11 protein-coding genes are annotated in these 26,848 nt (G+C 49.7%); 2 read left to right on the plus strand and 9 right to left on the minus strand.

What is annotated here, in order from left to right; genetic code table 11:
• On the minus strand, positions 1-1,373 hold a 1,373-nt coding region (locus IQ260_RS06935; RefSeq protein ID WP_193992102.1), incomplete at its 3' end, for a fumarate reductase/succinate dehydrogenase flavoprotein subunit.
• A gap of 124 nt (positions 1,374-1,497) precedes the next feature.
• Positions 1,498-2,190: a succinate dehydrogenase cytochrome b subunit gene (locus IQ260_RS06940; RefSeq protein ID WP_193992104.1), complete on the minus strand. Its 693-nt coding sequence runs from the start codon at positions 2,188-2,190 to the stop codon at positions 1,498-1,500.
• A gap of 172 nt (positions 2,191-2,362) precedes the next feature.
• Here IQ260_RS06940 and IQ260_RS06945 point away from each other — a divergent pair, with 172 nt between their 5' ends.
• Entirely contained in the window at positions 2,363-5,134 is a 2,772-nt protein-coding gene (locus tag IQ260_RS06945; RefSeq protein WP_193992106.1) for a BRCT domain-containing protein, read from the plus strand.
• A 14-nt stretch (positions 5,135-5,148) separates the two neighbouring features.
• Here IQ260_RS06945 and IQ260_RS06950 read toward each other — a convergent pair whose 3' ends face one another.
• Positions 5,149-6,621 carry a DUF11 domain-containing protein gene (locus tag IQ260_RS06950; protein WP_193992107.1) on the minus strand — a complete coding sequence of 491 codons (1,473 nt, stop codon included), beginning with the start codon at positions 6,619-6,621 and terminating at the stop codon, positions 5,149-5,151.
• A gap of 563 nt (positions 6,622-7,184) precedes the next feature.
• On the opposite strand from IQ260_RS06950, the gene IQ260_RS06955 reads away from it, so the two are divergent.
• Positions 7,185-7,826 carry a PilZ domain-containing protein gene (locus tag IQ260_RS06955; RefSeq protein ID WP_193992109.1) on the plus strand — a complete coding sequence of 214 codons (642 nt, stop codon included), beginning with the start codon at positions 7,185-7,187 and terminating at the stop codon, positions 7,824-7,826.
• Between the two features lie 123 nt (positions 7,827-7,949).
• Here IQ260_RS06955 and IQ260_RS06960 read toward each other — a convergent pair whose 3' ends face one another.
• From IQ260_RS06960 to IQ260_RS06985, 6 genes are all read right to left on the minus strand, one after another.
• The gene (locus tag IQ260_RS06960) at positions 7,950-11,561 is read right to left on the minus strand and encodes an SdrD B-like domain-containing protein (RefSeq protein ID WP_193992111.1); all 3,612 of its coding nucleotides are present in this window, start codon (positions 11,559-11,561) and stop codon (positions 7,950-7,952) included.
• Between the two features lie 243 nt (positions 11,562-11,804).
• Positions 11,805-16,907: a DUF11 domain-containing protein gene (locus IQ260_RS06965; RefSeq protein WP_193992113.1), complete on the minus strand. Its 5,103-nt coding sequence runs from the start codon at positions 16,905-16,907 to the stop codon at positions 11,805-11,807.
• 527 nt (positions 16,908-17,434) lie between these two features.
• Entirely contained in the window at positions 17,435-20,512 is a 3,078-nt protein-coding gene (locus tag IQ260_RS06970; RefSeq protein WP_193992115.1) for an SdrD B-like domain-containing protein, read from the minus strand.
• A 120-nt stretch (positions 20,513-20,632) separates the two neighbouring features.
• Complete coding sequence (locus tag IQ260_RS06975; protein ID WP_322744912.1) at positions 20,633-21,271, minus strand: transposase; 639 nt, start codon at positions 21,269-21,271, stop codon at positions 20,633-20,635.
• Positions 21,272-21,370: 99 nt separating this feature from the next.
• On the minus strand, positions 21,371-24,469 hold the full coding sequence (locus IQ260_RS06980; RefSeq protein ID WP_193992117.1) for a GEVED domain-containing protein: 3,099 nt from the start codon (positions 24,467-24,469) through the stop codon (positions 21,371-21,373).
• Between the two features lie 64 nt (positions 24,470-24,533).
• Positions 24,534-26,654: an OmpA family protein gene (locus IQ260_RS06985; protein WP_193992118.1), complete on the minus strand. Its 2,121-nt coding sequence runs from the start codon at positions 26,652-26,654 to the stop codon at positions 24,534-24,536.
• Positions 26,655-26,848: the final 194 nt, after the last annotated feature.

Below are 26,848 nucleotides of genomic sequence, written 5' to 3' on the forward strand. Positions count from 1 at the left end.
AGATAGTCTCCCAGGGTATAGGGAATCACAAAGTAGCCGTCGGCTAGCCCCTGCATCAGGGCACTGGCCCCCAGCCGATTGGCCCCATGGTCTGAAAAGTTGGCTTCTCCCAACACAAATAGGCCAGGAACCGTGCTCATCAGGTGATAGTCCACCCACAGACCGCCCATGGTGTAGTGCACTGCCGGGTAAATACGCATGGGTTCTTCATAGGGGTTTTCATCGGTGATGCGTTGATACATTTGGAAAAGGTTGCCGTAGCGAGCTGTGATCTTGTCTTTTCCATCACGTGCGATCGCATCTTGAAAGTCTAGATATACCGCTAGGCCCGTGGTGCCCACGCCTCGACCTTCATCGGTCATTTGCTTGGCATTCCGCGAGGCCACATCCCGAGGCACCAGATTGCCAAAACTGGGATAGCGCTTTTCTAAGTAATAGTCTCTCTCCGCTTCTGGAATCTCATTCGGTGGACGATCATCCCCTGGTTTTAGCGGCACCCAGACACGACCATCGTTGCGCAAACTCTCACTCATCAGGGTGAGTTTTGACTGATAGTCTCCTGATACTGGAATACAGGTGGGATGAATCTGGGTATAGCAGGGGTTAGCAAAGTAAGCCCCCCGCTTGTAGCAGCGCCAGGCTGCCGTGACGTTAGAGTTACGACCATTAGTAGATAGATAAAACACATTGCCATAGCCGCCAGTGCACAGCAGCACCGCATCCCCCTGGTGACGCTCCAGCTCGCCCGTAATCAAATTGCGGGTAATGATACCTCGAGCATGGCCGTCGATGACCACCAGATCTAGCATCTCCCGGCGGGTAAAAATCTCAATCTGGTCCGCCATTTTCATCATGGCGCTGTAGGCTCCGAGCAAAAGCTGTTGCCCCGTCTGTCCACGGGCATAGAAGGTGCGTGACACCTGCGCCCCGCCAAAGGAACGGTTAGCCAACAGCCCGCCATATTCCCTGGCAAAGGGCACTCCCTGCGCGACGCAGTGGTCAATAATATGGTTGCTAATTTGAGCCAGACGATACACATTCGCCTCGCGCGAGCGATAGTCTCCTCCTTTGATAGTGTCGTAAAACAACCGCCAGATACTATCGCCATCATTAGGATAGTTTTTAGTAGCGTTAATGCCCCCCTGGGCTGCAATACTGTGGGCGCGTCGCGGAGAATCCTGAATGCAAAAGCTTTTAACGTGGTAGCCCAGCTCCGCCAGTGTGGAGGCCGCCGATGCCCCCGCCAGACCTGTACCCACAACAATCACTGTGTGCTTACGCTTGTTGTTGGGGTTAACCAGCTGACAGTGGTCTTTAAAGTTGTTCCACTTATCTTTTAATGAACCGTGAGGAATACGAGGATCAAGAACCATAAAAAAACGTAGGTTGCGGTTGAGACAAGACCCAACAAGACGAAAAAAACGTAGGTTGCGGTTGAGGTACGAAACCCAACAAGTTGCGGTTGAGGTACGAAACCCAACAAGTTGCGGTTAGGGCTCAAGTCACCAGCCCAACATAAATGCCCAACGGCAACACCACAAACCCCAGGGCAATACCAATCGCTAGAACCAAGCTAACCCCGTACGCAACAGGACGCACCGTAGCATTCAAGGCGCCCAAAGATTGCAGCGCACTCCAAATACCGTGACGCAGGTGGCTAGCCAGCAGCACCATAATGCCAACATAGCCAAAGGCATATAAAGGCTGCTGAAATTTTTCGATCACCAGTCGGGCCAGGTCGCGAACCTCTGAATCGGGCACAGTATAGCGAGTCCCAAACTTAAAGGTGAGCAAGTGCCATACCAAAAAGCTACCAAGGACTACCCCAGTAACAATCATGGTGCGGGAACTCAGCGTCTGGTAGCTGGGGGGGCCGGCAGACGTATAGGTGCTATAGCCTTGGGGACGCGCCCTCAACCGTCCTAGAAAGATTTGCACCCCCATCAGTATGTGTAACCCAATAAAACCCAGCAAAACTAGCTCAATTAACCAGAACAGTGGTCCCAGACGTTCTGTAACGTAACCGAACTGGTTGTAGCCATCGGCACTGGCTAGCAGGATCAGATTGCCTGTCATATGAATCATGACAAAGGCCACCAGGGCAAGACCGCTAATGCCGGTGATTAGTTTTTTGCCAACGGATGATTGATACAGTCTGATAACACGATTGGGCGCAGGCGCTGCGGTCATAGTCGAGGAGCGGGGGCAGACAGTCTATCTATTTTGCCTGGTGACGCTGGTTTAGATAACCAGTGGCAGCAAAAGTTTGGATTCTGTATCCTCAATACTTAAACCTTTGGGCTGATGTTGTGTAGCTGTGCCCTGGGTCTTTACGATAAAGATGATGCGCTTTGGGTGGACCATGGATTTGGATTATACGTTGGCCTCTGAACTAGTGGGGACAGCTGCTGGGGGAGCGGCGTTGGTGGCAGCGCTGCTAAGGAGCCGCTATGGCAAGCGTCAGGCAGAGCAGACGACGACGATTGAGTCCCTAGAGTCGGCCAAGAGCAAACTGTCTGAGCAGCTGTCCCTGGCCAAGGGGCAAACGAGCACCCTAACCGAGGCGATGGCCCTGGCCAAGGACGCGGTGATGTCCCTAGAGCAGCAGGTTCAAGAACTTAAGGATGAGTGCGATCGCACCTCCAAAGCCTTAACCACCTCCAAAAGCAAAGTCAGCCAGCTCCAGGCCACCGTCACCACCCTCACCACCGATAAGCAAACCCTGGGCCAATCGCTCCAACAGCAGCAGCAGCAAGTAGCCCAGCTAGAATCTGACCTCCAATCCGCGCAGCAACAATCCCTCATCGCCCAACGCACCGCTGAGCAGAAGCTTCATCAGCTACAGCAAGAAATTAAAGCCGGCCAAGCCAGCCAAACCAAACTCAATAACCAGCTCAAACAGGCACAGGCCGAGACCGCTACCCTGCAACAGCAGGTCACTCAGTTAACCGCAGGCAAAAAACAGCTCACTGAAACCACAGCCACCCTAGAGCAACAGAAACAGCAGCTAAAGAAATCCCTGGACCTCGCCCAATCCGAGACCACCCAAGCTCAGCAGCAATCTACACAGCTCACAGATGAGCGGGATCAGCTACGCACAGCCATTAGTACCCTAGAACAGCAGCTCCAAACACAGCAGGATGCCCTAACCCAGGCTAGAGTAGAAGCTAGTCAAATTCAGCAAACGTCTCGGAGCCTGACAGATGAGCGAGATCAGCTACGTGCAACCATTAGCACCCTAGAACAGCAGGCCCAAACACAGCAGGATGCCCTGGCTCAGGCTAGAGCAGAAGCTGGTCAAATTCAACAAACGTCTCAGAACCTGACAGATGAGCGGGAGCGGCTGCGCGCAACTATTAGCACCTTAGAGCAGCAGGCTCTCACAGCGCAGACCACCCTGGCCCAGGTTAGAGAAGAGGCCGCTCAAGCACAACAAACCACCGATGAACAGCTGACAGAACTGGCCGCAGACAAAAAACAGCTGGCTGCAACCATAGCGACCCTGGAGCAACAGGCTCAGCAGCAGCAACAGACACTTGACGCTGTTCAGACAGACTCCGCCGATGCTCAGCAACAGACCCGTCAGCTGAGTGCAGAAAATAATCAGCTAAAAGAAAACCTCACAGTCCTTGAGCAGCAAGTCAGCGAGCTACAGCAAAACCTAACAACAGCCCAGACCGAAACGGCCCGAGTCCGGCGTGAACTAACCTATGAGAAAACTCAGCTGAGTCAGGTCAACATCACCCTGCGGGAACAAAATCAAGACCTGCAACAGGCGCTTAACTCAGCCCAGTCAGAGGAGGATCCGGCTAAAGTCTTGGTCGCTCAGCTACAGGAGCAAGTGCAACAGCTACAGCAGGAGTTGCAATCCCAAACAGAGTTAGCCAACGACGAGCAAGACCAAGTAGAACAACAGCTGCTAGAACTACGTCAAGAGCGAGAGCAGCTGCAGAACCAACTTCAAAACAGCCAGTCTCAAATTACCCAGGCCAATGATCAAGTTCAGACCTTGACCACCGACCTAACCCAGACGCAACAAACCCTGGCAAACACAGAAGATGAGATAGAACAAACGCGACTTCAGTTAGAAACATCTCTCGAAGCTCAGCTTGAAGCTCAACAACGTCAAGCTACTGAACAGTTAGAAAGCCTGCGAGAAGAGCGCGATCTGCTCCAAAGTCAAGCTAACGAGCAGTTAGAGACGTTAGAGAGCCTACGCCAAGAGCGCGACCAGCTACAGACCCAAGCAGACCAGATAAACGTCTTAGAGACCCAGCTGGCCGAAACCCAGCAAGCTTTGAGTGCTGCTAGTAACACAGCAGAACAAGACTTAGCGGCCCTGCGTAGGCAGTTAACTGCCGCTACCGAAGAACAGCAGGGGCAAGCCGCCGAACAGTTAGAAAACCTACGCCAAGAACGTGACCAGCTGCTTCAAGCCCTCGACGATAGCCAGACTCGGGCAGACCAGGCCGATACCCTGACAGATCAGCTAGCCGAAACCCAGCACACACTGAACGAGTCAACCACAGAGGCTGAACAAACAATATCAGAACTACAGGCCGAGTTAGACGCCCTCAAGACACACCTAAAAATGCTCCAGGAGACATCGACCGATCCGCTGGAAGAGCTGACAACGGCCAATGCTCAGCTGACCGAGGAGTTAGAAGCGACCAAAACCAAAATGGCAACCCAGGCCGAGCAGCTATCTAGCGCTACCAAAGAGCAAGTTGCCCTCAAAGAAGCCCTCAACTTGAGCCAAAAGGTGATTATGTCCCTCCAGCAAGCACCTGCTGCCACACCGGTTGAGCCTGGGGAAAAGGCAACAGGTGCTGAAGCAGAACCGGTCTCTGAGGAGGCTCCAGTGAATACGAATACGCCTGAGAAAACATCGTCACAGGCAGGCAGCCTTACAGATAAAAGTTTTGTACTGACCGGCACCCTCAACAATCTCACCTATGAGCAGGTCGTTAAACTCATCACCGAAGCTGGTGGACGCATCAACAAAATGCCCAGCGGCAAAACCGATTATATTGTTGTTGGTAAAAATCCTGGGAGCAAGCTCAAAAAGGCCGAAAAATATAATACGCCTCAGCTCAATGAAGCTGAGCTAAGAGCTTTATTGGATGGCGCGTAGATTAGAAAATCAGGTCAATAGGAGAGGACTTCGATAGTAAATCGCATAAAGCCAATTGCATTCTCAGGGGAGGTTGGTCCAGCCGCGCCGGGTAAAGTCCTTAAGTCCACAGGCGAGCCCTCAGTGCCCGTTAAATCGAGTACCACAACTGTATCAGTGCCATTAGCATCTGGCGATAGATTACAGTCGGGGCCTGGGGGTAAATTGTCCACCGTAGCCAGCTCGGCGCGATCCACAGCGTCCCTGGTTGAAGTGAGAGTATAGGTTGTAGCGTCTGTACCTGTCCCAATCTGTAGGGAAATATCACCGTTCCCATACGCTCCAGCTACAAACTGTTGATGGGGTTGAATCAAGTCGCAGATCCGTACGTCAGCGGCATCGCTACCGCCTGCGTTGAGAAAATAAACCGTGTACTCAATAGTGTCACCTGGTTGAACAGCGCCTGCATCGACTTCGCCGAGCAGGAAGTCTGTAGGCCAAAGCCTGTTGTCATCAGCAGAGTTTTCTATACCATCGTTGACTACAAGGTGAAGTGGTGTGTTGTCATTGGGATTAATACTACGATTGCCATTGATGGCCGTGATGCGCTTTACCAGCAAGACTTGGGGAGGGTTAGCCAGATTCGCTCCAATAAAGCTAATGTGTTCGCTATCGCCATCGTTGTTGCCTGTCGCACTGTCGTCGTCGCCAACGATTAGCACAACCTGCTGCACACGAGGAACACTGCTGCTATCGACAAAACTAACCCAGCGGGTAGATTGGTTACCACAGCCGGGCTCATTGTTGGTTGTGCCGCCACACAGACTTTGATTAACAATCTCTGGATCTGGCGCATTGCCATCATAGAGAGTAGTGGATTCAATTTCGATATCCTGACCAATGCGATTGCCAGCAGCGTCTAACAGTCGCAAAATAGCAGGTGTTCCGCTGCCATCTGTGCGAGTTTCCATATCGCCTACCCACAAACCAAAAGACTGGACTGGCTGAGCAAATGAAAAGAGAATGGCGTTGCGCTGATTGTCGTTGGATGCGCCGCCACGGGCATCGTTCCAAAATAGTGGCTGATCAGCGCTATCATACAGGCTGGCTGGACGCGGTGCCGAGCTTTGTAGGGAGCTGCTATTGCTGAGAGTAGGACTTGAACCAGAAACAGTGGTTTCTCCAGCACATTCAGTTCCACTGATTGGCAGCTGTACTAACTCGACAGAGACATTGACTGTGTCATTAGTACCAGGGGCATCATAGCTAAAGTTGTTGACAGTCCCCTGAGGCATCCCAGCCGTTCCAAACCAGCTTTCTAAATCAGGATCAACTGGCTGACCAACGGCAGTACGCCAACTATCATCTAGGGTATCTACTAAATCGCGAGTTGCAATTATATTGCGTCTGACCTCATCGCTAATGTAAGGAATAATGCTAGCGTCGGGTATTCCCTGGCCAATAGCGCAGCCATCTGAGCCAGTAGTGACCATAACAGACGGACTCATTCGTGTTTCTTGTGAGTTATTAAGTGGGTTAAGAAAGCTACCTGTAGCTTGGTTTTCCATCACAGTGCCTGGTGCAGGCGTATCGGCCCGAGCTGGGCTCTCGATCAGTGTACTGTGGGATAATAATACTGCAACAGTCAGGACGTACCTGATGCCCTGATTAAGTGATTGATGTTCTATCTGTATGATCACTCTGACCGAATGTTCCCTGCATCAGTTGCTCCATTACCCTAATTAAAGTACCCATTCATAGCTCTATCATGCTGTTTTTGGATGTCAGTAAAACAAACTGCATCAGTATACATACGTATTAAAGGATTAAAACTCTATGATGCCCTTTAGGAAACCCAGCTAAACGTATAAATAGAAGATTATGACTGAACAAGAAAGTATCGCCACACTGAATGTCGGGCAATAGATACAGCGATTTAAATACTCTTCTGATTATATTGGATAACTAGTCCGATCAAATACTTGTCAGAATAAGCTGTTTTGCCGATGGTGATACCCATGGAAAATACTTAGTATAAAAACATACCTGAATACTTCACTAGGAGATTATTTTGAACCAAGCTGCTAGCCTCAAGCAACAAAATGTATCTGCTGAGCAAAGACGGTTTCCTCGTAAGAGAAAAATCCTTGCTTATCAGATTGGAGGACTGTTTTCGTCGCGCAAACCTACGGTTGATATTAGCCGAGGTGGAACCTGTATTTATAGCGATAAGCGACTAGCCATCGGTAAGCGATTGAATATTAAGTTCTTTGCTAAAGGGCAAAAAATTGTTGCTAAGGCGCAAGTAGTGCGAGTCAAAGTAGCCAAGGCTAATGCCCCTGCTAAATATGAGATAGGGCTAAAATTTGCTGAGATTTCGGAGCAGCAACTAGATTTACTCCTCAGTATCTCTGGCAAATCGGTGCTCAACAGTCCTAGCCCTGTAAAGATGATGCTTGGGACGGCTGCTACGGTATGTATAGCCACTGCGTCAACGCCAGCCGCTGCACAGGTAACAAACTCGAATGCGTTTACGGACCCTGAAATATCTATTGTTACTGACTTTGACTTTTTGAATCTCAATGGGCCTAATCCTCTTATTGATCTGGAGCCTTCCCAGGAATCATCTGAGTCTGTACCTGAACCCGGTGTTTTAGGTGGATTGGCAGTGGCGGGTATTGCCACGTTGGTGGCCAAGCGTCGCAAGCGTTAAAAAAATGGGATGAAGTGGTTCTTGAAAAAGTCATACCTGTGTCAGATTCTTCTTAGTCCTGTAATGTTGGAGAGATGACATTTTCAAGTTATCCAACATTACAGGATAATCACATTTATTCATCTATTCATCTACCTTTGTGGTAAATCGGAAAAGCCCATAGGAATTGTTGGGTGTTCCTTGTCCAGTGCTGCCTGGGACTGTGGGTAATCCAGTGGGATTACCCACAGTCCCAGTAACATCCAAGACCAGTACTGCATCGCTATTATTGGTCGCTGCTGCTGGCAAATTGCAAGTGGGACCCGCAGGCAGGCTACCTACCGTGGCAAGTTCTGCCCGATCAGCTGTGTTTACATCACTGGTGGCGGTTAGATTATAGGTGCTGCCAGCTTGTTGTAGCTCGATGTCATTACTTCCATAAAGCCCCGCAACAAAGCTCTGATTGGGCTGAATCCAATCGCAGATTCTTACATCTCCAGCATCAGCACTGCCAGCATTGAGAAAATAGACTGTGTATTCAATTTCATCACCGGGTTTGACTAGACCGGCATTGAGTTCTCCAATGAGATAGTTGGTAGGCCAGTTACTGTGGTCATCAGAAGAATTAGCAACATTGTCGTTTACTACCTGAGTTAGATCAGTGTTGTCGTTGAGATTAGTAGTTGAGTTATTAATGCGAGTGATACGCTTAACTAAGAGAACATCAGGAGCATTTGTCGCTGGTGATGTACAAGTCACACCATAGGATTCAAATTCTCCTGATGAACCAAAGGGAAGATCTGATAAGGTTCCAACTTCGGTAACAGCAAACGGACTAACCTCAACTCTATATATTTTGTTGCCAGTACCTGAAAAGGCAAAGATATTGCCTGTATCATTCCCTGCTAAACCAAATGTATTGGTGGGTAATGCCCCGAGTGAGGTAACGGTTGTTGTGGCAATTGCCTCATTATTACTTCCTAACGGACCTACTTTGAGAAGTTCTACAGTGACTAAAGAGGTGTCAAAGTTATTGGCCCAAGCGACATAGGCGAACCCATCGATAAAAATAAAGTCTCCCGATGGCCGATCGTCAGCAAAGCCATAATCACCAAAATCTATCCACTGTTCTGAAACGCCAGTGTAGATGTTATGGCGAAGGGTCACCTCATTGTCATAGGTATTGACTGCTGAGGTGCCGCTTTCCCCAGAGCCAAAGTAGAGCCATCCCAGATTATCTCCCGATAGCGAGTTACCACTTTCAACATCAAATGGGAGAGTCGGAAAAGCAGTTCCCTGGCCTGTAGTAGGATCAATTTGATAGAGCTTTGAGATACTTGTAAAGTCTATTCCATATAGGTTGCCGTCTACTCCCCAGGCAATGTCTCCATAGGCGCGAGCTAGGTTGGTTTGCAATGTATTGGTGTTAGTAAATGTGTCGTAGGTATAAAGACGATTTGAGGTGTTGTACCAAACAGTGCCATCAAAGACGCAGCTGCTGGGAGGTGTTGGAATGGTGGGGTTGGGTGCGATCGCAACCTGATAATCCTCTACCTCACCGTTACTAGCTGTCCCAGTTGGCCCCAGTCCTGTATCCGAGCTATAGCGAAAACGGGCATAGGTTGTTCCTACCGTTGCAAAGAAAGGAACGGCCACATTCAGTGTCCCCCCTGACACATTCGCATCAGACGAGATTTGCTCATCCGTATCTAAAAAATCTCCATCCCCATTCCAATCGATCCATGCGTTGAGAACACCGCTACCCTGGGTCGTAATATCCAGCGTTACACTCTCGCCTGCCGTCAGGGTTTGCCCCTGTAAGTCATTACTGTTAAGTCGTACACCATCATCCCCGGTGTCATCTGTTGCATCACCGTTACTGCCCGCTGTACCCGAAAAACTACCCCCATCAGTATCTGTCGTCACCGTACTCCCCAAACTGATGCCCGACCCTAGGGTATGAATCGGTCCATTATCAATCGCAACTGTTTGATAATCGTTAACCCCTGTTCCAATTCCTGTATCAGGTGCATCACCATAATCCTGAGAGGCAGTAATCGCCTTTAAAGGAATATTGTTGTTAATCACAATTGGATCACCTGGTTCTAAATCAAAAACGAGATAGGACGGAGCACAAGTGGTATTTTGCAAAAAGCCCGTATTCCCATCCTGGTAGGCACCAATAACTGTAGGACTGGGGCCGCCCGTGGGATCGAAAATATCTGATAGTGGACGCAGTAAGCAGGTGTCGCTAAACTCATACCCAGGTGGCAAAATGATGGTCTGAGTGTAGACTCCAGGCACCTCTCCTAGCCACTGATAGTATCCAGTCGAACCATCATAGTAAATATTCAACTGATCGGCGGCCTCATCGCCATTAATGGTCACTAATCCTCCAGGAATAATCTCACCGGTTGCTTCATCATAGAAATAGCCCGTAGGGTCAAAATCGAGGAAGTCGGGTGTTCCATCTCCATCGCTGTCCCCGGTGCCTTCTTCTGGATCAGTGGCACTATCGTTGTCACTATCGGGTACCAAGCCTAAATCCACATGCTCAGTAACAACACCATTGACTACTGATACAGGATTGGTTTGATTAACCACCAATTTCACATCAGAATCTACCGTATCATCAACTCCCTGGTCAATGGGAGCAACGGTAAAGTTAGGCGGTGGAGTAAACTGAACAACATAATCTCCCACTGGCAGATTAAGGAAGTTATACAGTCCACCACCGGCAGTGCTGGTAATTCCCTGGGACACGCCATTTGTATCAAATAGTTCAACAACAATGCTATCTATACCGGTCTCTCCAGCATCTCGTAGACCATTTCCATTGTCATCTTGCCAAGCCCGACCAGAGATATCGCCAATGGCCACACCAACGGGAACCTCTTGGCTTGAGCTAGCTTCTTGACGATGGTTAGCGGTGTCCCCATTCATGGGATCTCCTGCCGCTTCCTCCGTCGCCCCATCCAGATTGTCGTGGGTGTAGATATCACGGATGCCTGCACTGTAGGGTTGGTTTTGCCTGCTGGCATTGGGGGGCGCAGGCGTATCCCCCATTACCACCGTTACCGTATCCCCATCATTCAGACCCGCATCTATCTTAATCGGTACCCGAATGGTAATCGATCCATTTCTTAGCACTGACCCATCATTGGTGGCCGCTATTCCATTGAGTAGGGTACCGGTTGTCGCTCCACTAGCAGGAACTGTAATGTTGTTACCTGTGAGATCTACTATCGAGGTGCCCGTACCGTCAGGATCATAGGCCATCAGCTGAATATCATCTGCCAATGTGCCCCCGGTAATGGCAGACGGTGCATTTGGGATAAAGAATTGGGTAGCATCATTTCCCACATTGATCAGCGTGAATGTGAAATAAACCACATCCTCCGGATTAATATCCCCATCGTCCTGACTAGGTCCAGCACCCGTAACCGTATTTGGTGCTTCCACCACCGCTGTTGGGCCGTTATTAATAACAATCCCCGCAACTTCCGCTACGGTGACCACGACCTCATTCGAGGTTACTTCCACCACGGCCCCTAAATTGTCAGGGTCCTCAAAAGCCCCCACAGCGGTATTCCGAATCTCAGTACCCGCCAGTGTATCGGCCAAAGCTGGCACCAGCCACGGACTCATACCGCCGCACAGTAACAGCGCCGTCACTAATACCCCTAAGGACTTGTCTTGGGCATAAAACTTAGGAGGGTAAGACCGATAGGGCTGATGAGACTGCGGGTTTAACATAACAATAAATGCACCAAAGAGAATAAAAGCACGTGTAAAAAAAGAGCTATTCTGCAGCTCATTTTTTTGAAGTCCTCAGTTCCGATACTGGGAAAAACTGGCCGCCCAATCCCAGAGGATTCAATTAGGGACTACTGTTTGATGTACAGGCGTTCCATGGAACGCCTCTTCACCTATATTTTGGGGCTTTATATCCCTATCCCTGAGCCAGTAATATCAACTTAGGACAACAACAATCGGATCCTAATCAACCGTGACTCGAAAACGAACATAGCCATAGGAGCCAGACGGAATGCCTGGTCCTGTCAATGGAGGTAATGTTTCACCGGTTGCATTATCAGCCAGGTTGACTACCACCACCGGTCGGGCAGCTCCAGTGACAGACGGACATGGGGCGGTTGAACCATCTGCCAATAGCTGACCAGCACCACTGGCTACCGTGTCACCACCAAATTTTAACTTGGTAGATCCGTTCACATAGGTGGTATTTTCTGGCACAACATCACAAACATTGGCATTGGTGACAGGCACATTACCACTAGACATGAAGTAAATGGTGTACTCCAGTTCATCGCCTGGTAATACATCACTACGGGTAATGTCACCAACTAAGAAAGTGCTAATGCCACTGGAGCCATCTAGGGGCGTCGGCCAAAAGGCATGGTCATCATCTGTTGTACTAGGATCATTCACCACACTGGTGATGGGGGTGTTACCAATCGCGGTCACCCGTTTGACAAAGGTCATTTGTGGACTGCGAACAAGTCCTAGGGTAACGGGTGCCGTGTCAATAACGTTGACTATCCGGTTACTACCTAATTTATATAACGCTCTCAGGTCATTGTCATAGGTATTCTCCGGCACACTCGCTCCAATGATGGCCCTAAAGCTAAACTCGACCTGACCCCCTATGGGTAATTTATCGTCTAGCTCCCACAGCAGCTGCTCGCGATTATCTTCACCATTATAGGGAGCTTGATCCGGTCCTATGTTTATAGTGGGCTCATCATTTTTCAGCGCCACACTGTTGGTAGGTGACGCAATGGTTGAGTTCGCCACATAGCTAAAACGAGTTGCCGTATTTTCTACAAGGCTATCGCTGGTGGGTAAGAACTCATAGAGTTTGACAGTCTCTAAAAGGTCAGGGCCGTTGTTGGTCAGGGTGATCGTATAGGTCACCTCATCCCCAGCGCTGGCCGTAGCCGGTGATACGGTCTTGACCACCTGCAGAGCCGGGTCAAATGGGAAATCAGCGGTCTCTTCCCCACCTGTGACAACGACTGTAATTGGGGTCGTCGTCCCGCCATAGACCAGGCCCTCCAGGTCTTGATCGGCGACATCAACCTCAACAAAGTAGGTGCCATTCGGCACAATCGCTCTGTAACTGCCATCGGGAATCGTATCGCCGGTATCTGAGTTGCTCTCCATGGCTTCTCTAAATTGATCGATACCGCTCTCGAAGTTACCACTACCGTTAGTATCCTCGTAAAGGTTGATTGTCACCGCACCAATACCCAATTCACCTGAATCTTGGGCATCGTTGTCCTCACTGATGGCTGCCACACCAAAGTCTTCGAATACCGTGCCACTAATCTTACTCGCACCATTAACAGTAACTGGGGCCGTATCTATCAGGTCTGCATCGACATCGCCAATCGCAATTGTATAAGCAGCTTTGAGATCGTTCGGATAGGTGCCTGTTGTGACAATGTTGCCCACCCTCGCTCTAAAGCTAAATTCGACCAGCTCTCCTGAGGGTAAATCACCATCCAGTTCCCATAACAGCTGTTCGCGATTGTCTTCATCTTGATACGGGTCTTGATCGGGACCTACTCTACTATTAGGTTCAACATTTTTGAGAGCAACACTGTTGCCGCTTGCCTCAGTGGTCGAGCTAGCCACATAGCTAAAGCGGGTTTCAATGTCTTCTACCTGGTTGTCGCTAGTGGGTAAAAACTCATAGAGTTTCACACTCTCTAACGCATCCGGACCTCTATTCTCAGCCGCAATGGTATAGGTAACTTCTCCTGAGGCTTGAACTGTAGAAAGGTCAACTGTTTTACTAAATACCAGTGGGCGATTAAAGGGGACAGGAAACGATTCTTCGCTATCGACAATCACCACTAAGGGGGTAACAGTCCCAGCATAGGCTAAGCCCCCCAGTTCTGGATCTGCAAGATCGGGCTGGATGTAGTAAGTACCGGTTTCGACTACCGTAAACCGAAAATCACCATCCGGAATGGTGTCGTTATTATCAGCATTACTAATAGTGGTGCCCACCAGGGTGGCCTCACCGGTATCAATGAGACCGTCGCTATTGGCATCTGTCCAATTTTGGTAAAGATTGGTGGTGACATCGCCAATGGCCAGTTCACCATCGTCTTTCACGCCATTGCCATCATTGCTGGTAGTGGCAGAACCATAGTCTTGAAAAATCGCACCGTTGATACCACTGACAATTTGGACCGGTGCCGTACTAAAAATGTCTGTTAGTCCTGGATCCCCATTGACCACCTCATAGGCACCTCTGAGGGCGTTGGTATAGGTGGCAGTGGGCATTTCATCACCGGTTTTAGCCTCAAAGGTCAGGGTGAATTTATCACCGGGGGCCATATCCTCCGTCATCGCCCAGCTAATTTGTTCCCGGTTAACGTCGTCATAGCCCTCTTCCTGTGCGGGCACTTGGACTTCGCGTTTATCGATCGTATTGTTGGTTCCAGTAACAATGGCTAGCTCGTCATTAGGATCAAGGGTGGGCAAATAGTTAAACCGTCCCGATGGGATATCCACTAAACCGCCTGTCGTCGGTAAAAATTCGTAGACAATCACCTTTTCGAGGGTATCGGTCAGGCTGCGGTTCTCAGCCGTAATTTGATAGGTTGTGGTATTACCCGATGAGGCAATCACCTCTTTAGATAGTTTGAGTGGTGGTAGTGGTAAGACGGTTACTGGAGTAACGTCCGTTTTGCTCGCCGTGAGCGTAATAGCTCCTTTGTTATAGGACGCCTCAAATGTATTTGGGTAGTCTCCGGCGGTGCTACTGGGGGTGACCTCTTCCCCGACCTTGGCGCTAAATGTAATCGTCGCTTGGGCTCCTGGCGCTAATGTCGCACTGCCCAGGTTCCAGGTGAGCTGACGCTGGTTGCCATTAATCAGACCAGTCGTTGGTTCAATGGAGGCAACGCCACTCCCGGCCATCGTGGTTGAGTTGGCCACATACTCAAATCGTTTTTTGACGTCATCCACGTTGCCATCAAAGGGCAGAAACTCTTGTACAACAATGTTGTCTAGGGTACTAACGCCTGTATTTTCAAGGATGATCGTATAGGAGACTTCCTCATCTGCTGTAATGATGGCTGGATTAACCGTTTTGCTAAGTTGCAATGGACTTTTGACTGTGACGGGGGCCAGATCAGTTTTTTGAGTACTCAAAGGCTGACCGTTTACGGTGTAATCAATGGAGAAATCATTTAGATAGTCCGTATCCGATACGCCAGTACCGAGACTAGATTGAAACTCGATAATAAAGCTCTCACCGGACAACAAGGTGCGGCTACTGCCAAAATCCCAAACCACCTCTTCTTGATTGCCAGCTACTTGGCTAACGGTCGGTGTGGCGGCATTGCCCCCAGAAAACGCAGTAGCTCCAGTCACATTGCTAGAATTAGCGACATAGCTAAAGCGCGTGGTGGCGTCACTGCCGCCATCTGTCGGTAATAATTCAGAGACTTGGATATCTGTGATGGGATCAGCGGCTACATTTTCGAGGCTGATCTGGTAGGTGACCGTGTCACCGGGCTCCGCATTGGTAGGGGTGACCGTTTTAGAGGTAAACAAATTTTCAACAATTTGTACCGGGGCTGTGCTGACGGGACCAGTTGTGACGGCGTCTATGCGATCAAAATATGAGGCTGCAACGGTGTTGGCATAGAGCGTATCGCCAGTTGGAGCTGACACTGATATGGCAGCATCAAACTCAATCGTTAAGTACTCTCCCGATTCCATAGGCAGAGTACCAAAGTTCCAATCGATCACCTGCCCCGATGGTGTAATAGTTGGGGCCAGGGTAACCGTAGACCCATCAAGTTTGTGTAGGACGGTGTTCGTGGTGTTGCCATAGCTAAAGTTAAGATCCGGCAGAGTATCTGTGACAACAACATTGCTAGCGTCCCAAAATCCCGTATTTTCAACAAAAATAGTGTAGTTAACAGTTTCACCGGGTTGCACAAAGTCTGATGCAGCCGTCTTAGTGACAAGCAGCTGAGCTGCTGAGACCGCAACAGAGGGTTGAAAATATCGCCAGATAGCGTCTTTACCATTGCTGATGCCGCCTGCATCACCGCCCACAACAGACGCATTTACCAAAAAAGCTGTGGCTTCATCGCCGGAGTTAGATCCCAGCTGCAGCGTGAGCTTGGCATAGTTGGTTTCACCATCAAACAGCTGGCCTATGGCGATACGCACATGGTTGGTATCACTGGGTAGGGGGAAAGGGGTTCCAGCACTGGTGGGTTCACCCATGACGACAAACGCGCCAATATTTGGATTGTTATATTCTTCGTCGGCGTTGACTGCAGGGCCAGAGGGCATACCCACCCGAGACCCCAGGTACTGAGCCCGTTTCCAAGGGCCGACTAAGCCCGTATGGTCAAGCTTATAGCCTGAGTCAGGACCGGCGACAGCAGCCCCCGTGTTATAGGGAGTGTTACCACGGCTATTACCAAAGTTGAGGGCAGGTGTATGGTGATCGGTCGGCGATGCTGTCCCTGAAAATGCCTCTACCTGGAGTGCATCCCACAGATTGTGGGCATCCACTGGGGAACCAATACTGGGGTTAATGTTATAGCCATTGTCATCGGTGGCCCTGAGGGCATCAGGGTTGTCGATGGTGGGGTGGGCAAAGAATTCTGTTCTCGAATCGTTGGAATAAAATACACCGGTATCGACATAGGCTTGGGCCAGGGTGCCTGGGCACAGTTCAACACTGGCGTAGCCTGCGGCTGCACAGGCCGCAATGGTATCGGGGTCACTGGTGGTCCAAGTGGCATCACCCACAAAACTGGTATTGCCCACATCTCCCCAACCGCCATTAATTTCACCGGGTAGTCGCGGTGGTACCTGCACAAAGCCGCCGTTACCATCCGGTTCTACAATGGCAGCACCTGCGACGATGGCACCATCTGGGATATAAAAACTGACATAGCCGCCGCTGCCCTCGGCGGTACCGCTAGTGGTAAATGAGGTGATGTAGCTGACCTCATCCCCTGGTTGAAAACCGGGGCTGCCACTCTCTAATCGCTGTCGCAATAGATCAATAGTCTCCGGTGCAAACGTAAACTTTTGCATCTCCTGGGCGACGTAGTGAGCGCTGGCAGGGGGAGGGTTTATCAGTTGGGGGCTTATGACAAGAAAGAAACTTAACAGCCAACAAAGGACTGTTTTATGGATTTTCCGTAATCTTCCCCTCACCTTTGGTGGCGATATAGGGTAAGAAGATCTATGGAATTTTCTCGGGTCAAATCTATGGGTGTGACGACGACGTATGCTCCGTGTCAGCAGTTTGTAGACGCCGAAAAAAATAATGACTAGTGTATGAAGAAAACCGATAAAAAGAGTGATTAATTGTCTTATGGAGAACTGAAATGATCGATTAGATTTACGGTTACTAGCGTGTTTGAATGTCATGGGCTTCTAAAACACGAATGAAACGTTTCGTGGCTAAAAATCTGCTGTCAATCACTCAATAAAAATCCCACCCACCATTAGAATGAAGGGATGAGCGAGAGAACTATTGCCGTCGTCTAGAGTATGCCCTGGCTAATCAAGAGATATCGTTTTAGGTATTGACGATGCTTAGGTTCAGAAGGATAGTATTATTTCACCCGTGTTCTAAATCGCACGTGGCCATAGGCTCCGGTAGCGTCGGTGGTGGCATCGGGTAAATCGCCCAGGTTAACGACAACGGCCCCGTTGGTGTTGGCATTAATGCCATCACCGTCTCCATCGCAGTCAATGCCAGGGAAGCTGTTGGCGGGATCAATGCCGGGACCAAAGTAGGTGGCGCTATCGCCGTCGTTGGCTCCGGTGTGATAGTCGGTAGTGCCATCCCGGAAGAGTTGGATGCTGAGGTCGGCTCCGCCGATGCCGCCTGTAGCCTGGGGAGCGCTGCCCATATAGGCGTTGGGAATAAAGCTAGTGAATGTAGGCACATAGTCGCAGAAAAGAACGTTTTCTGCAGTAGTGTCGCCTGAAGAGAGATAGTAGATGGTGTACTCGATCTCGTCGTTGGGCATAACGTTACCACCGTCGATGCCGCCGATAAGGGTAGTGCTAGGATCGGGCCACTGAGCAGTATCTTTAGGCGGATCGGTTGGATTGACCGGGTCGGCTAAGGTGATGTCGTTGTCATCGTAGGGGTTGATAGCATCATTCTGGTTGATGTAGCTAGAGAGAATATCTCCCCCGGCTGAAGTCGTGTCGCCGTTGATCTGGGTGATTCGCTTCACTAACAGCACATTGGGGTCTTTCTGCACAACGGGCTGTTGATAGCCAAAGTCGGCGTCATTATAGTCAATAATTCCTGGAGGTAAATTAACAGCAAACTCATCCGATGAAGTTGTTAGAACAGCACCTGAAAGCACACCATTCGTATCAGTTACTTTAACAATGTAGTTGCCAAAAATTAAGTCAAAGAAATTATAGTTGCCGCTGGCTCCCGTAGTTTGGGTTCCTAAGACAGGATCGCCACCCGGATCTATTTGGCCGTTGCCGTCGATATCCCAGTAGAGATCGACCGTAACGTTTTCGATACCGTTCTCACCTGGATCCTGCACACCGTCGCCGTCTGTATCCTCCCAGATGAGATCGCCAATACTCGATTCGCCAATTACACATTCGGCTGCGTCGTTGGTATCATGGGGATCGACTGATATGGTAGAACCTACCGGTTGAACCGTATTACCCACTACCTCGGCCTGTACAACAAACCTAATGGGGGTGTATACCGCTGCCCACAGACGACCCTGGCCGTCTTTTGCAAACTGATGTTGATCACCGGGCAAACTGCTGGTGAGTGGTGTGTAGGTACCGTTGTTTAAATCGTAAGACCAATATACTCCACCACCACCACCTGCTAGGATAATGCCGTTGTCATCAATTGTCATATCACCCCAGTCAGTGGCTGCAACGATGCCGTTGAGGTTTAACGAGGTCACGCTTTGGATATTTAGACCGTTAGAACCAGGAACAAAATCGATTCTATAGACTTCAGTCTCAGGTTGAGGGTCTACCCCTAGATATAAAGAACCGTTATAAAAGGCAGCTCCACCACTGCTCAAGTCCACACTGCCGCTAATAAAGCTGCTGAAGTTATTTGTTACTGTAGTGTGCGTATTGGTGATTGGGCTCCACGCGTAGAGAGAATCATTTTCTGCGTAATACACCAAATTATTAATATGATCGCTAGCCAAACTATTTGTGACACTGGCCGAGGTGGCTGTGGTAAGTGCTACGAAGGCACCACTGTCAGCATGAATAGCGTCAATTCTGTTGGGCCAATGACCCGAGTAGAACATGCTATAAGGTGTGGCACAAAAGTCTCCAGACTGGGTTGGAGGCGGTGGGGCAATTGCAACTACATAATCTTCTACTTCTCCATCATTAGCAGTTCCGCCGGGGGTTGATTCGGTAATGCTGCCATCGGTGGTCAGGCGAAAACGGGCATAGGTATTGCCTGAGACTCCTACCGTGATACCGTTCCAGATGAGATCTGCTGTTGGTGCTATTTCAGTGGAACCATTAGGGATGGTAATTCTGGCGTGCTCTGTAGAGGAAAAGACGCCATCTTTGTCAAAGTCTATCCACCCATGAAGCGTTGCTACTCGCCCTGTATTGTTAGTTGCCGAGATATCGCTTTTGGAGACAATAAAATCAGTGGCTCCTTCGGTCATGGCAAAAACAGTAACACCATCTTCGTCGCTACCATCCCCACTGCCATCTAATGGTGCAACAGCATCTGATTCAGCATCAGCTGGCTGTCCTAAATATAAGTTGCTGACAATGCTGTGACTGGCTCCAATACCTTCACCACCATCATCTGCAGCATTAGTGGCGTAAGTGTCAGGGGCATCACCATAATCTAGAGAGGTGGGAGTAGGTGTGGAGGTTGCGATCGCAACCGTCAAACTATCACTGGCCTCCCTCTCATTATTAATCGGCGCACCGTCCGTATCGCCGTTAGTTATGCCCGTATTATCCTGCGTGTAGACATCATTTGTGCCTGCTACATACGCCTCATTCTGACCATCAGTCGCCGTCGTATCTCCCAGCGTTACTTCCAGGTCAAACCCAGCCGTGCCAGCCGTCACTGGCACCCGCACCGTGATGTTGCCCCCAGCTGGGATCGATCCATTATTGGGCATGCCCGAGAGATCACCTGTGTTATCTCCGCTAGACGGCACCGTAATATTGCTACTACTTAGGTCGATGACCGACGTGCCCGACCCATCTGGATCATACTCAATCACCTGAATATCACCGTTTGCCGTCCCGCCGGAGATTGTCGCGGCACCCGGAATAAAGAACTGAGTGGGGTCATTACCCACATTGGTAATCACAAAGTCAAAAAAGACCGTGTCGCCTTCATTCACCGTGCCGTCAGTAGGTTCGGTGTAACCATTTTCGGTAACAGCGATACCAGCCACCTCAGCGACAGTTACCCGCACCACATTCGACTCAATCAGCTGAGTGCTGTTATCACTCGGGTCCACAAAGCTACCCGTCGCCTGGTTTTCAATCACGGTGCCAGGGGTAGGGCCATTAGCCCAGGCGATCAGCCCCGGTGTAAAGATGCCACCCGACAACACCATTGCGGCGATCAGGGTGCGTACCCGGTTAGACAACCGACGGCTTTTTGTCTTTGATGAGGGGTGGGTTAGGCGACGGTTAGACATTTTCAATAACCAAAATTTGTGTGAATTCGGGAATCCGAAATGGTTGTAATCCGGGTCGGGGCGAATGATCGTTGGTGGGTATTCCGCGTCGTCATGGTAGAGACCTTCCATGGAACGTCTCTACCATGACGGGGGCGTTGGTGATGACGTTATGGGTGGTGATGACGTCGGGGGCGGTGATTTTTTGGGATTATTGCGATCGCGTTGCCAATTGCGCGGATTGTTTCGAATATATCGCCGGATATAATCAATCGATCCATCGGCCCAAATAATACGTTCGTAGAATCGCGGTTGCCATGCAACATGAGAATACCCATTTTGACGACACCATCGCGTCACGGAAGATTTATAGGATCGAACAATGGCACCTAATGAACCTCGTTTAGGGGATATTGCGGACATCGTTTTTGATAACGATAACGATCCATTGGGTGACGATATTTTTTCACGTATTTGATGGTCCTCCCCGTGGCGTTGGCGGTCCCCGTCAGGTAGAGACGTTCCATGGAACGTCTCTACCTGACGACGTTCGGCGATGGGATATCCGTTATCACCATCGTCATCCAAACGGCGTTCAATCACCAAAATCCCATGCACGTGGTTGGGCATCACCACATATTCATCAATTCGCACATTCTTACAATGATCTGGAATCTCTCGCCAACAACGTTCCGCAACGTAACCAATGGCCGACAATTGCATCTTGCCATTCACCACATCACCCAAAAAACACTCTCGATTTTTTGCACATAAGGTCACAAAATAACCCCCTGGCGTTCCGTAATCCCAGGATGATAAACGCATCGACGGGACACGATATGTGTTTCGGTACAGATTTGTTTGCATTACTAGGGCCTCCTATTCGTCCACCTTGGTGGTAAATCGGAAGAACCCATAGGCATTGGTGGGTGTACCTTGCCCCGTTGTACCTGGGAGCGTCGTCAATCCAGTTGGATCACCCGTTGTTCCTGTAATATCCAACACCAACACACTGTCGCTGGCATTCGCACTAGCAGAGAGATTACAGTCAGGTGTAGCGGATAGGCTACCAGCCGTGGTTAACTCTGCCCGATCAGCCGCATCACTGGCAGCCGTCAACTGATAAACGGTGCCACCGATATTAAGCTCAATATCAGTGCCGTCGCGCGCGCCGGTCGAAGATTCACCATATAGACCGGTGACTAAGCTCTGGTTCGGCTGAATCCAATCGCAGATTCTCACAGTTTCCGCATCGCTACTGCCCGTATTGAGGAAATACACCGTGTATTCAATCCGATCACCGGGCTTGACTAAGCCTGCGTTTAATTCCCCTATCAAGTAGCTGCTAGCAGGCCAATTATTTTCGTCATCGGCAGAGCTAGCAACGCCATCATTGATAACAGCATTGAGAGGGGTGGGTGGGGTACTGTTGGTGTTTTCAGTGCGATTACCATTGATAGCTGTAATGCGCTTGACGAGAACAATGTCTGGATTGGTGACAACGGGCTGTGCGATCGCAACCTGATAATCTTCTACCTCACCATCACTGGCCGAGCCAGTTGGCCCTAGTCCTGGATCAGAGCTATAGCGGAAACGAGCATAGGTTGTCCCAGTCGTTGCATTTGATGGAACTGGAACACTCAGCGTTCCCCCTGAAATATTTGCGTCTGTGGCCACTTGCTCATTGGGTTCATCAAAGTCACCATCGCCATCCCAGTCAATCCAGGCGTTGAGAACACCGCCACCAGCGGTTGTAATATCGAGGCTAACTGTCTCGCCAGCCGTCAACGTCTCACCTTGTAAATTTGTGCCACTGAGTTGAACGCCATCATCGGTATCGGCATCAGCATTGGCACTATCGTAATCAGTGGCATCAATAGATCTCCCAGTCCCCAAATAAGAGCCTGGCACAAGTGTGTGGGCTACGCTGCCATAGGATGTCGTGGGAGCGTCACCAAAATCAAAAAAGTCGATCTCTCCTCGACAACTAGTCCCGTCGTTGAAAGTAAATAGGGCAGCGGTCACCATTAGCTCAGATAAACCGGTCGCCAAATCGATAACGTACACGCCTCCTGTAAAGTTGTCATAGGCATAAAACTTAGTAGGCGTCGTAAACTGAGCGCCCCAGCCACCACTGGCTATCCCAGAGATTGTGGCAATGGGAGTGGGGTTAGGAACAGGGGTTGCCCCTGTCATATCTACTTCATATAGTTTGTTGGTTTGATGCCCAACAATATAGAGCTTGGTGCCATCGGCGCTAAAGGCAAAGTCAGATCCGTCATCAGGTAACGCATTGGGGAAGGTATTGAGCAGCGTAGGAGGGGACGTGGTGACATCAATGTGGTACAGCGTTGTTGAGTCAAAAGGGGCTGCCCAATAGGTACCATCTGGATGAACGTCACCTAGAATGAAATTCTGGACGGCACCTGCAACAGCACCTAGGCTCTCGGCGGTGCCATCAGAGCCGACTCTGTAAAGTTCTCTGGTAGGCGATGAATTGTTAAATCCGTAGAGATAGTTGTCTTGTTCGCGGTATCCAAGACCATTGAGGTTGAATCCAACAGGAGCAAAACCAGTAGCATCGAAGGTTTGAGTGGCAATCTGAAACTGGCGTAACTGCCCTTGATTTGTGGTGGTTTGGATTAAGCTTGGCACAGCACAGGAGAAGGGAGGCAAGGTACTGAGTGGTGCGATCGCAACCGCATAATCTTCCACCTCACCATCACTATTGCTTAACTCGGTGGGACCAACCCCTTGCGCAGAGGCAAATCTAAACCGCATATAAGAGTTACCCGCCGTTGCAGTCGCCGGAATTGCAATCGGTACAGCCGTATTTTCTACAGTGGTGCTATTGATTAAAAGATCATCTACTACTTGCTCATCAGCATCCGTAAAGTTGCCATCGCCATCCAAATCAATCCAGGCGCTCAGATAGCCTGTCCCAAAGCTAGCAATGTCAAGATTAGTGGTAACTCCTGCCGTCAACGATTGAGTATCCAGCGGTTGACCGTTCAGCTGAACACCGTCTTCGTCGTCATAATTTACACTGGTCGTATCAGTGTCATCGCCATTGGCAGCAGCAGAACCTTGATTCGCCACTTCATGGTCAGGAATCAGGCCACTGCCTAATGCAATATTTGTCGACACTGAATGTCTAGCATTTTCGTAGCTATTTGGCGCATCACCGTAATCGGTGTTGAGATTAACAATAGGCTCTATATCGTTAATCTCAAAAGAGAGATCGAATCGCCTGTTGTTATTACTAGAACCAGTATAGTTATCCCTACCATAAGCGTTATCATTTTGGACTCTTACAGTGACGCTAGAAACTTTATTAATACCGCCATCACCAGTAACAAAAACAGCGCCACCGCGACACTCACGTTCTACACTATCTTTGTCATCGTCGCAGCTAGCGGATGTTCCTTTCAATTTGGCTTGGTATCTTCCACCAAAAAAAGTTCCTTCGCTATAGGTCACCTCGCTATTGTTACTGATGTAGACACCATCAGGAGCTTGCAAATAGATATCATCTGTACCAGTATGCCCCCCACTGCTTTGGTCTAAGTCGAAGCCCGTCATTATTAGTCGATCAACTTCAACAGGGATCGTTGTACCTTTCTCGACAACGGTAATCTTTAGATCCATAGAAGCAGCAGTATCGCCAACATCCTTATCTCTAATCCTTGCTGAAATCGATCCTTCATTTATATTGATACACCCGTCACTTGTGCTTTCAGTATCTTCCGATAGAACCTCTACTAGAAGGTCTATCTGCTTGCCATCAAAGGTCGTACTAGAGCCATAACGATAAGTGGCGATACCACAGTCTGTACCGCTAAGTCTTGTGAGAGAGCCGTCCAGTACAATGCTGACAGCTTTCGCCTCAGAAGTCACAAGGGGCGATAGTATCAAAATGGGCGTTAGCAAGCAAGCGCGCACCAAAAGGCTCGCAATTGAGCGGGCGACCTTATTCATCCGAGTTCTCTCCTAACTAATAACCAAGGCAACCGACAATATATGGGTGCACAATAAACACCACCTATGGCTCTATCTGCAAATCTTCTTCTTGGTCCACAAAGGTAATATCCACACCTCGAACATCACTAAACACAAACTCCACCCGACGATTGCGCGCATAGTTCACCCGGTCTGTCTCCTCTACCCGCAGCTGAGTTTCTCCAAAGGAACGAATCGTCATCCGCTCCGGCGCAATCCCTTGCTGCATCAGATACCGCCGTGCATTGTTTGCCCGACGTCGAGCCAGGTCCTGGTTATAAGCCACACTTGCTCTGGAGTCAGTATGCCCGTGTAAATCAACCACTATCGATGGATACTGCTCCATGACGGCAGCAATTTGGTCCAAAATTACCGCACTGTCCGAGTTGATAAAATCCTCATCGAGACCATAGTGAACATTGCGAGGAACTTCTAGACGAATCACCTCAGGCTCCGGTGTCGGAGGCTCTGGAGAAGCCGGAGGCTCTGGAGGAGTCGTACATTGAACACTCTGGGTGCTAGCTGGAGCCATCCGGTTAGAGCGGGTAGTTTCACCTAAAGCTACAACTGTTGTATTTAGCGCCGGTTCAGAGGTGCCGTAGTCCGGATCGGTGGAAATACCACTAATCACATCCCCAGGACGTAGATCCGCTGAATTGTAAGTAAATGTGCCATCTTCACTGACATTGACCGTGGCTAATGGTGTTGTCAGAGGCCCATAGTCTCCCGTGTTTCCTCGGGTAAGATAGAGCTGTACTGTAGACCCAATATCAGCCTTGCCTTGGATAACGACTTGATTGTCGAGAGCAAAGAATTCAGGACTGTCAAACTGAGGTGAATTGATGGCGCTGTTACCCGTATCCCGTCGTCGATTGTGGGAATCACGTAGCGGATTTGGACCATCACCCCGCTGAAAGTCTTGCACGCCTCGATTACGACGGGTGTTGAGGTCAATACTCAACCCTTCAATGTTTTCAAAGCGATTGTTTTCAATAATATTTCGCTGACTATGGGTGGTTCCCCCCTGGCTAAAGGCCGTCACGACTACACCAGGACCTTTTTGATTGGCAACAGTGTTATCGACTACCTGATGATCATTGCCCATCAGATAAATGGCAGCTCGGCGCAGACGCTGACCGTTAAAGCGAATATCGTTATTGTTAATCTTGACAGCGCCCTGGGGTTTAAACAAAAAGATGCCGCTGCCGTCATTGCCACACATCAGGTTGCCAGATATTAAGCCATTATCAATGCGACCTTCCAACCGAATCGCATCCGGCATGCCAGCTAAGCCATTGTTAACAATCAGGTTTTCAATAATTTCTAAATTCTCAGCGCGGGCTCCTGTAATCACCCCACTGCCGTCATGGTAAGCGATCCGATTTTGCTGTAACCTCACTCCCTGAGCGTTAAACACAGATACGCCAAAGGCAGAGGGCTGTTCGGGAACTCTGTTATCGGTGGGAATACCGATCCAGTTTTGTTCAATGACAATTCCCTTAGGTGGCTGATTCTCATCGTAAAAAGAGAAGTCGCTTGCTGGAATATACTGCTGGCTAATGTCCGGTGGGGGTAGCTCGTGGGCAATAAAAATATCGGCTGGTGGCGTGGACTCGGTCGCCCGATGCTCTGAGGTAAAGCCATACAGGCTCAGGCCTCGGATGGTGATATCGTCTGCCACTAGGGTCAAGCCCCGAAACACTTCGGCATTGTCCGCTGGGGTGATTTCTACCACCGGAATGGCGACTAAAATCTCTGCTGTGGCTGATTTGGTAGCGTCATAGCCGGGTTGCGTGGTGCCGTCGATGCTCAGTCCCGGTTGGGCTAGGGCTGGTAAGAGCGACTGTAGCTTAATGGTGGTGCTTTCAGCGGGCAGGTCAAAAGCAATGACTGAATGATCTGGGCTAGGAGTTATTTGTTGCTGTTCTGTAGCACTTAGATCCGCCAGCGTGAGGGTACCGTTGGTGATTGCGATCGCTTCCCTCAACGTCAGCTGATCATCCGGCGTAATCGGCCCATCTTGGGCGCTATTGACCTGAATCTGTACCTTAGGAAAGTTGGTAGACTCAGCCGTCTCCACAGTCTGAGCTAGACCGGGAGCAGTTGCAGCTGTGGCTAATAGAAGAGAAACGGCTAAGGTACGAATAGATCGGTAATAGGTCATAGCTCTGGCATCCGAAGCATCAGGGGAGAAAGAAAGTGGAATGGGACGTAGGACTGAGAATTTATGAGGGTGTCAGATTTAATCCCCTCTCGGGAGGGGTGCCTGAAAGGCGGGGTGGGTTTCGATCACTAGCGCCAACAGTCAACCCACCCCGTTGCCCCTCCCAGGAGGGGAGCAGGTGCTGGTCTTTGCAC

This window comes from Leptolyngbya cf. ectocarpi LEGE 11479, from assembly GCF_015207065.1.
Classification (GTDB): Bacteria; Cyanobacteriota; Cyanobacteriia; order Phormidesmidales; family Phormidesmidaceae; genus Leptothoe; species Leptothoe ectocarpi.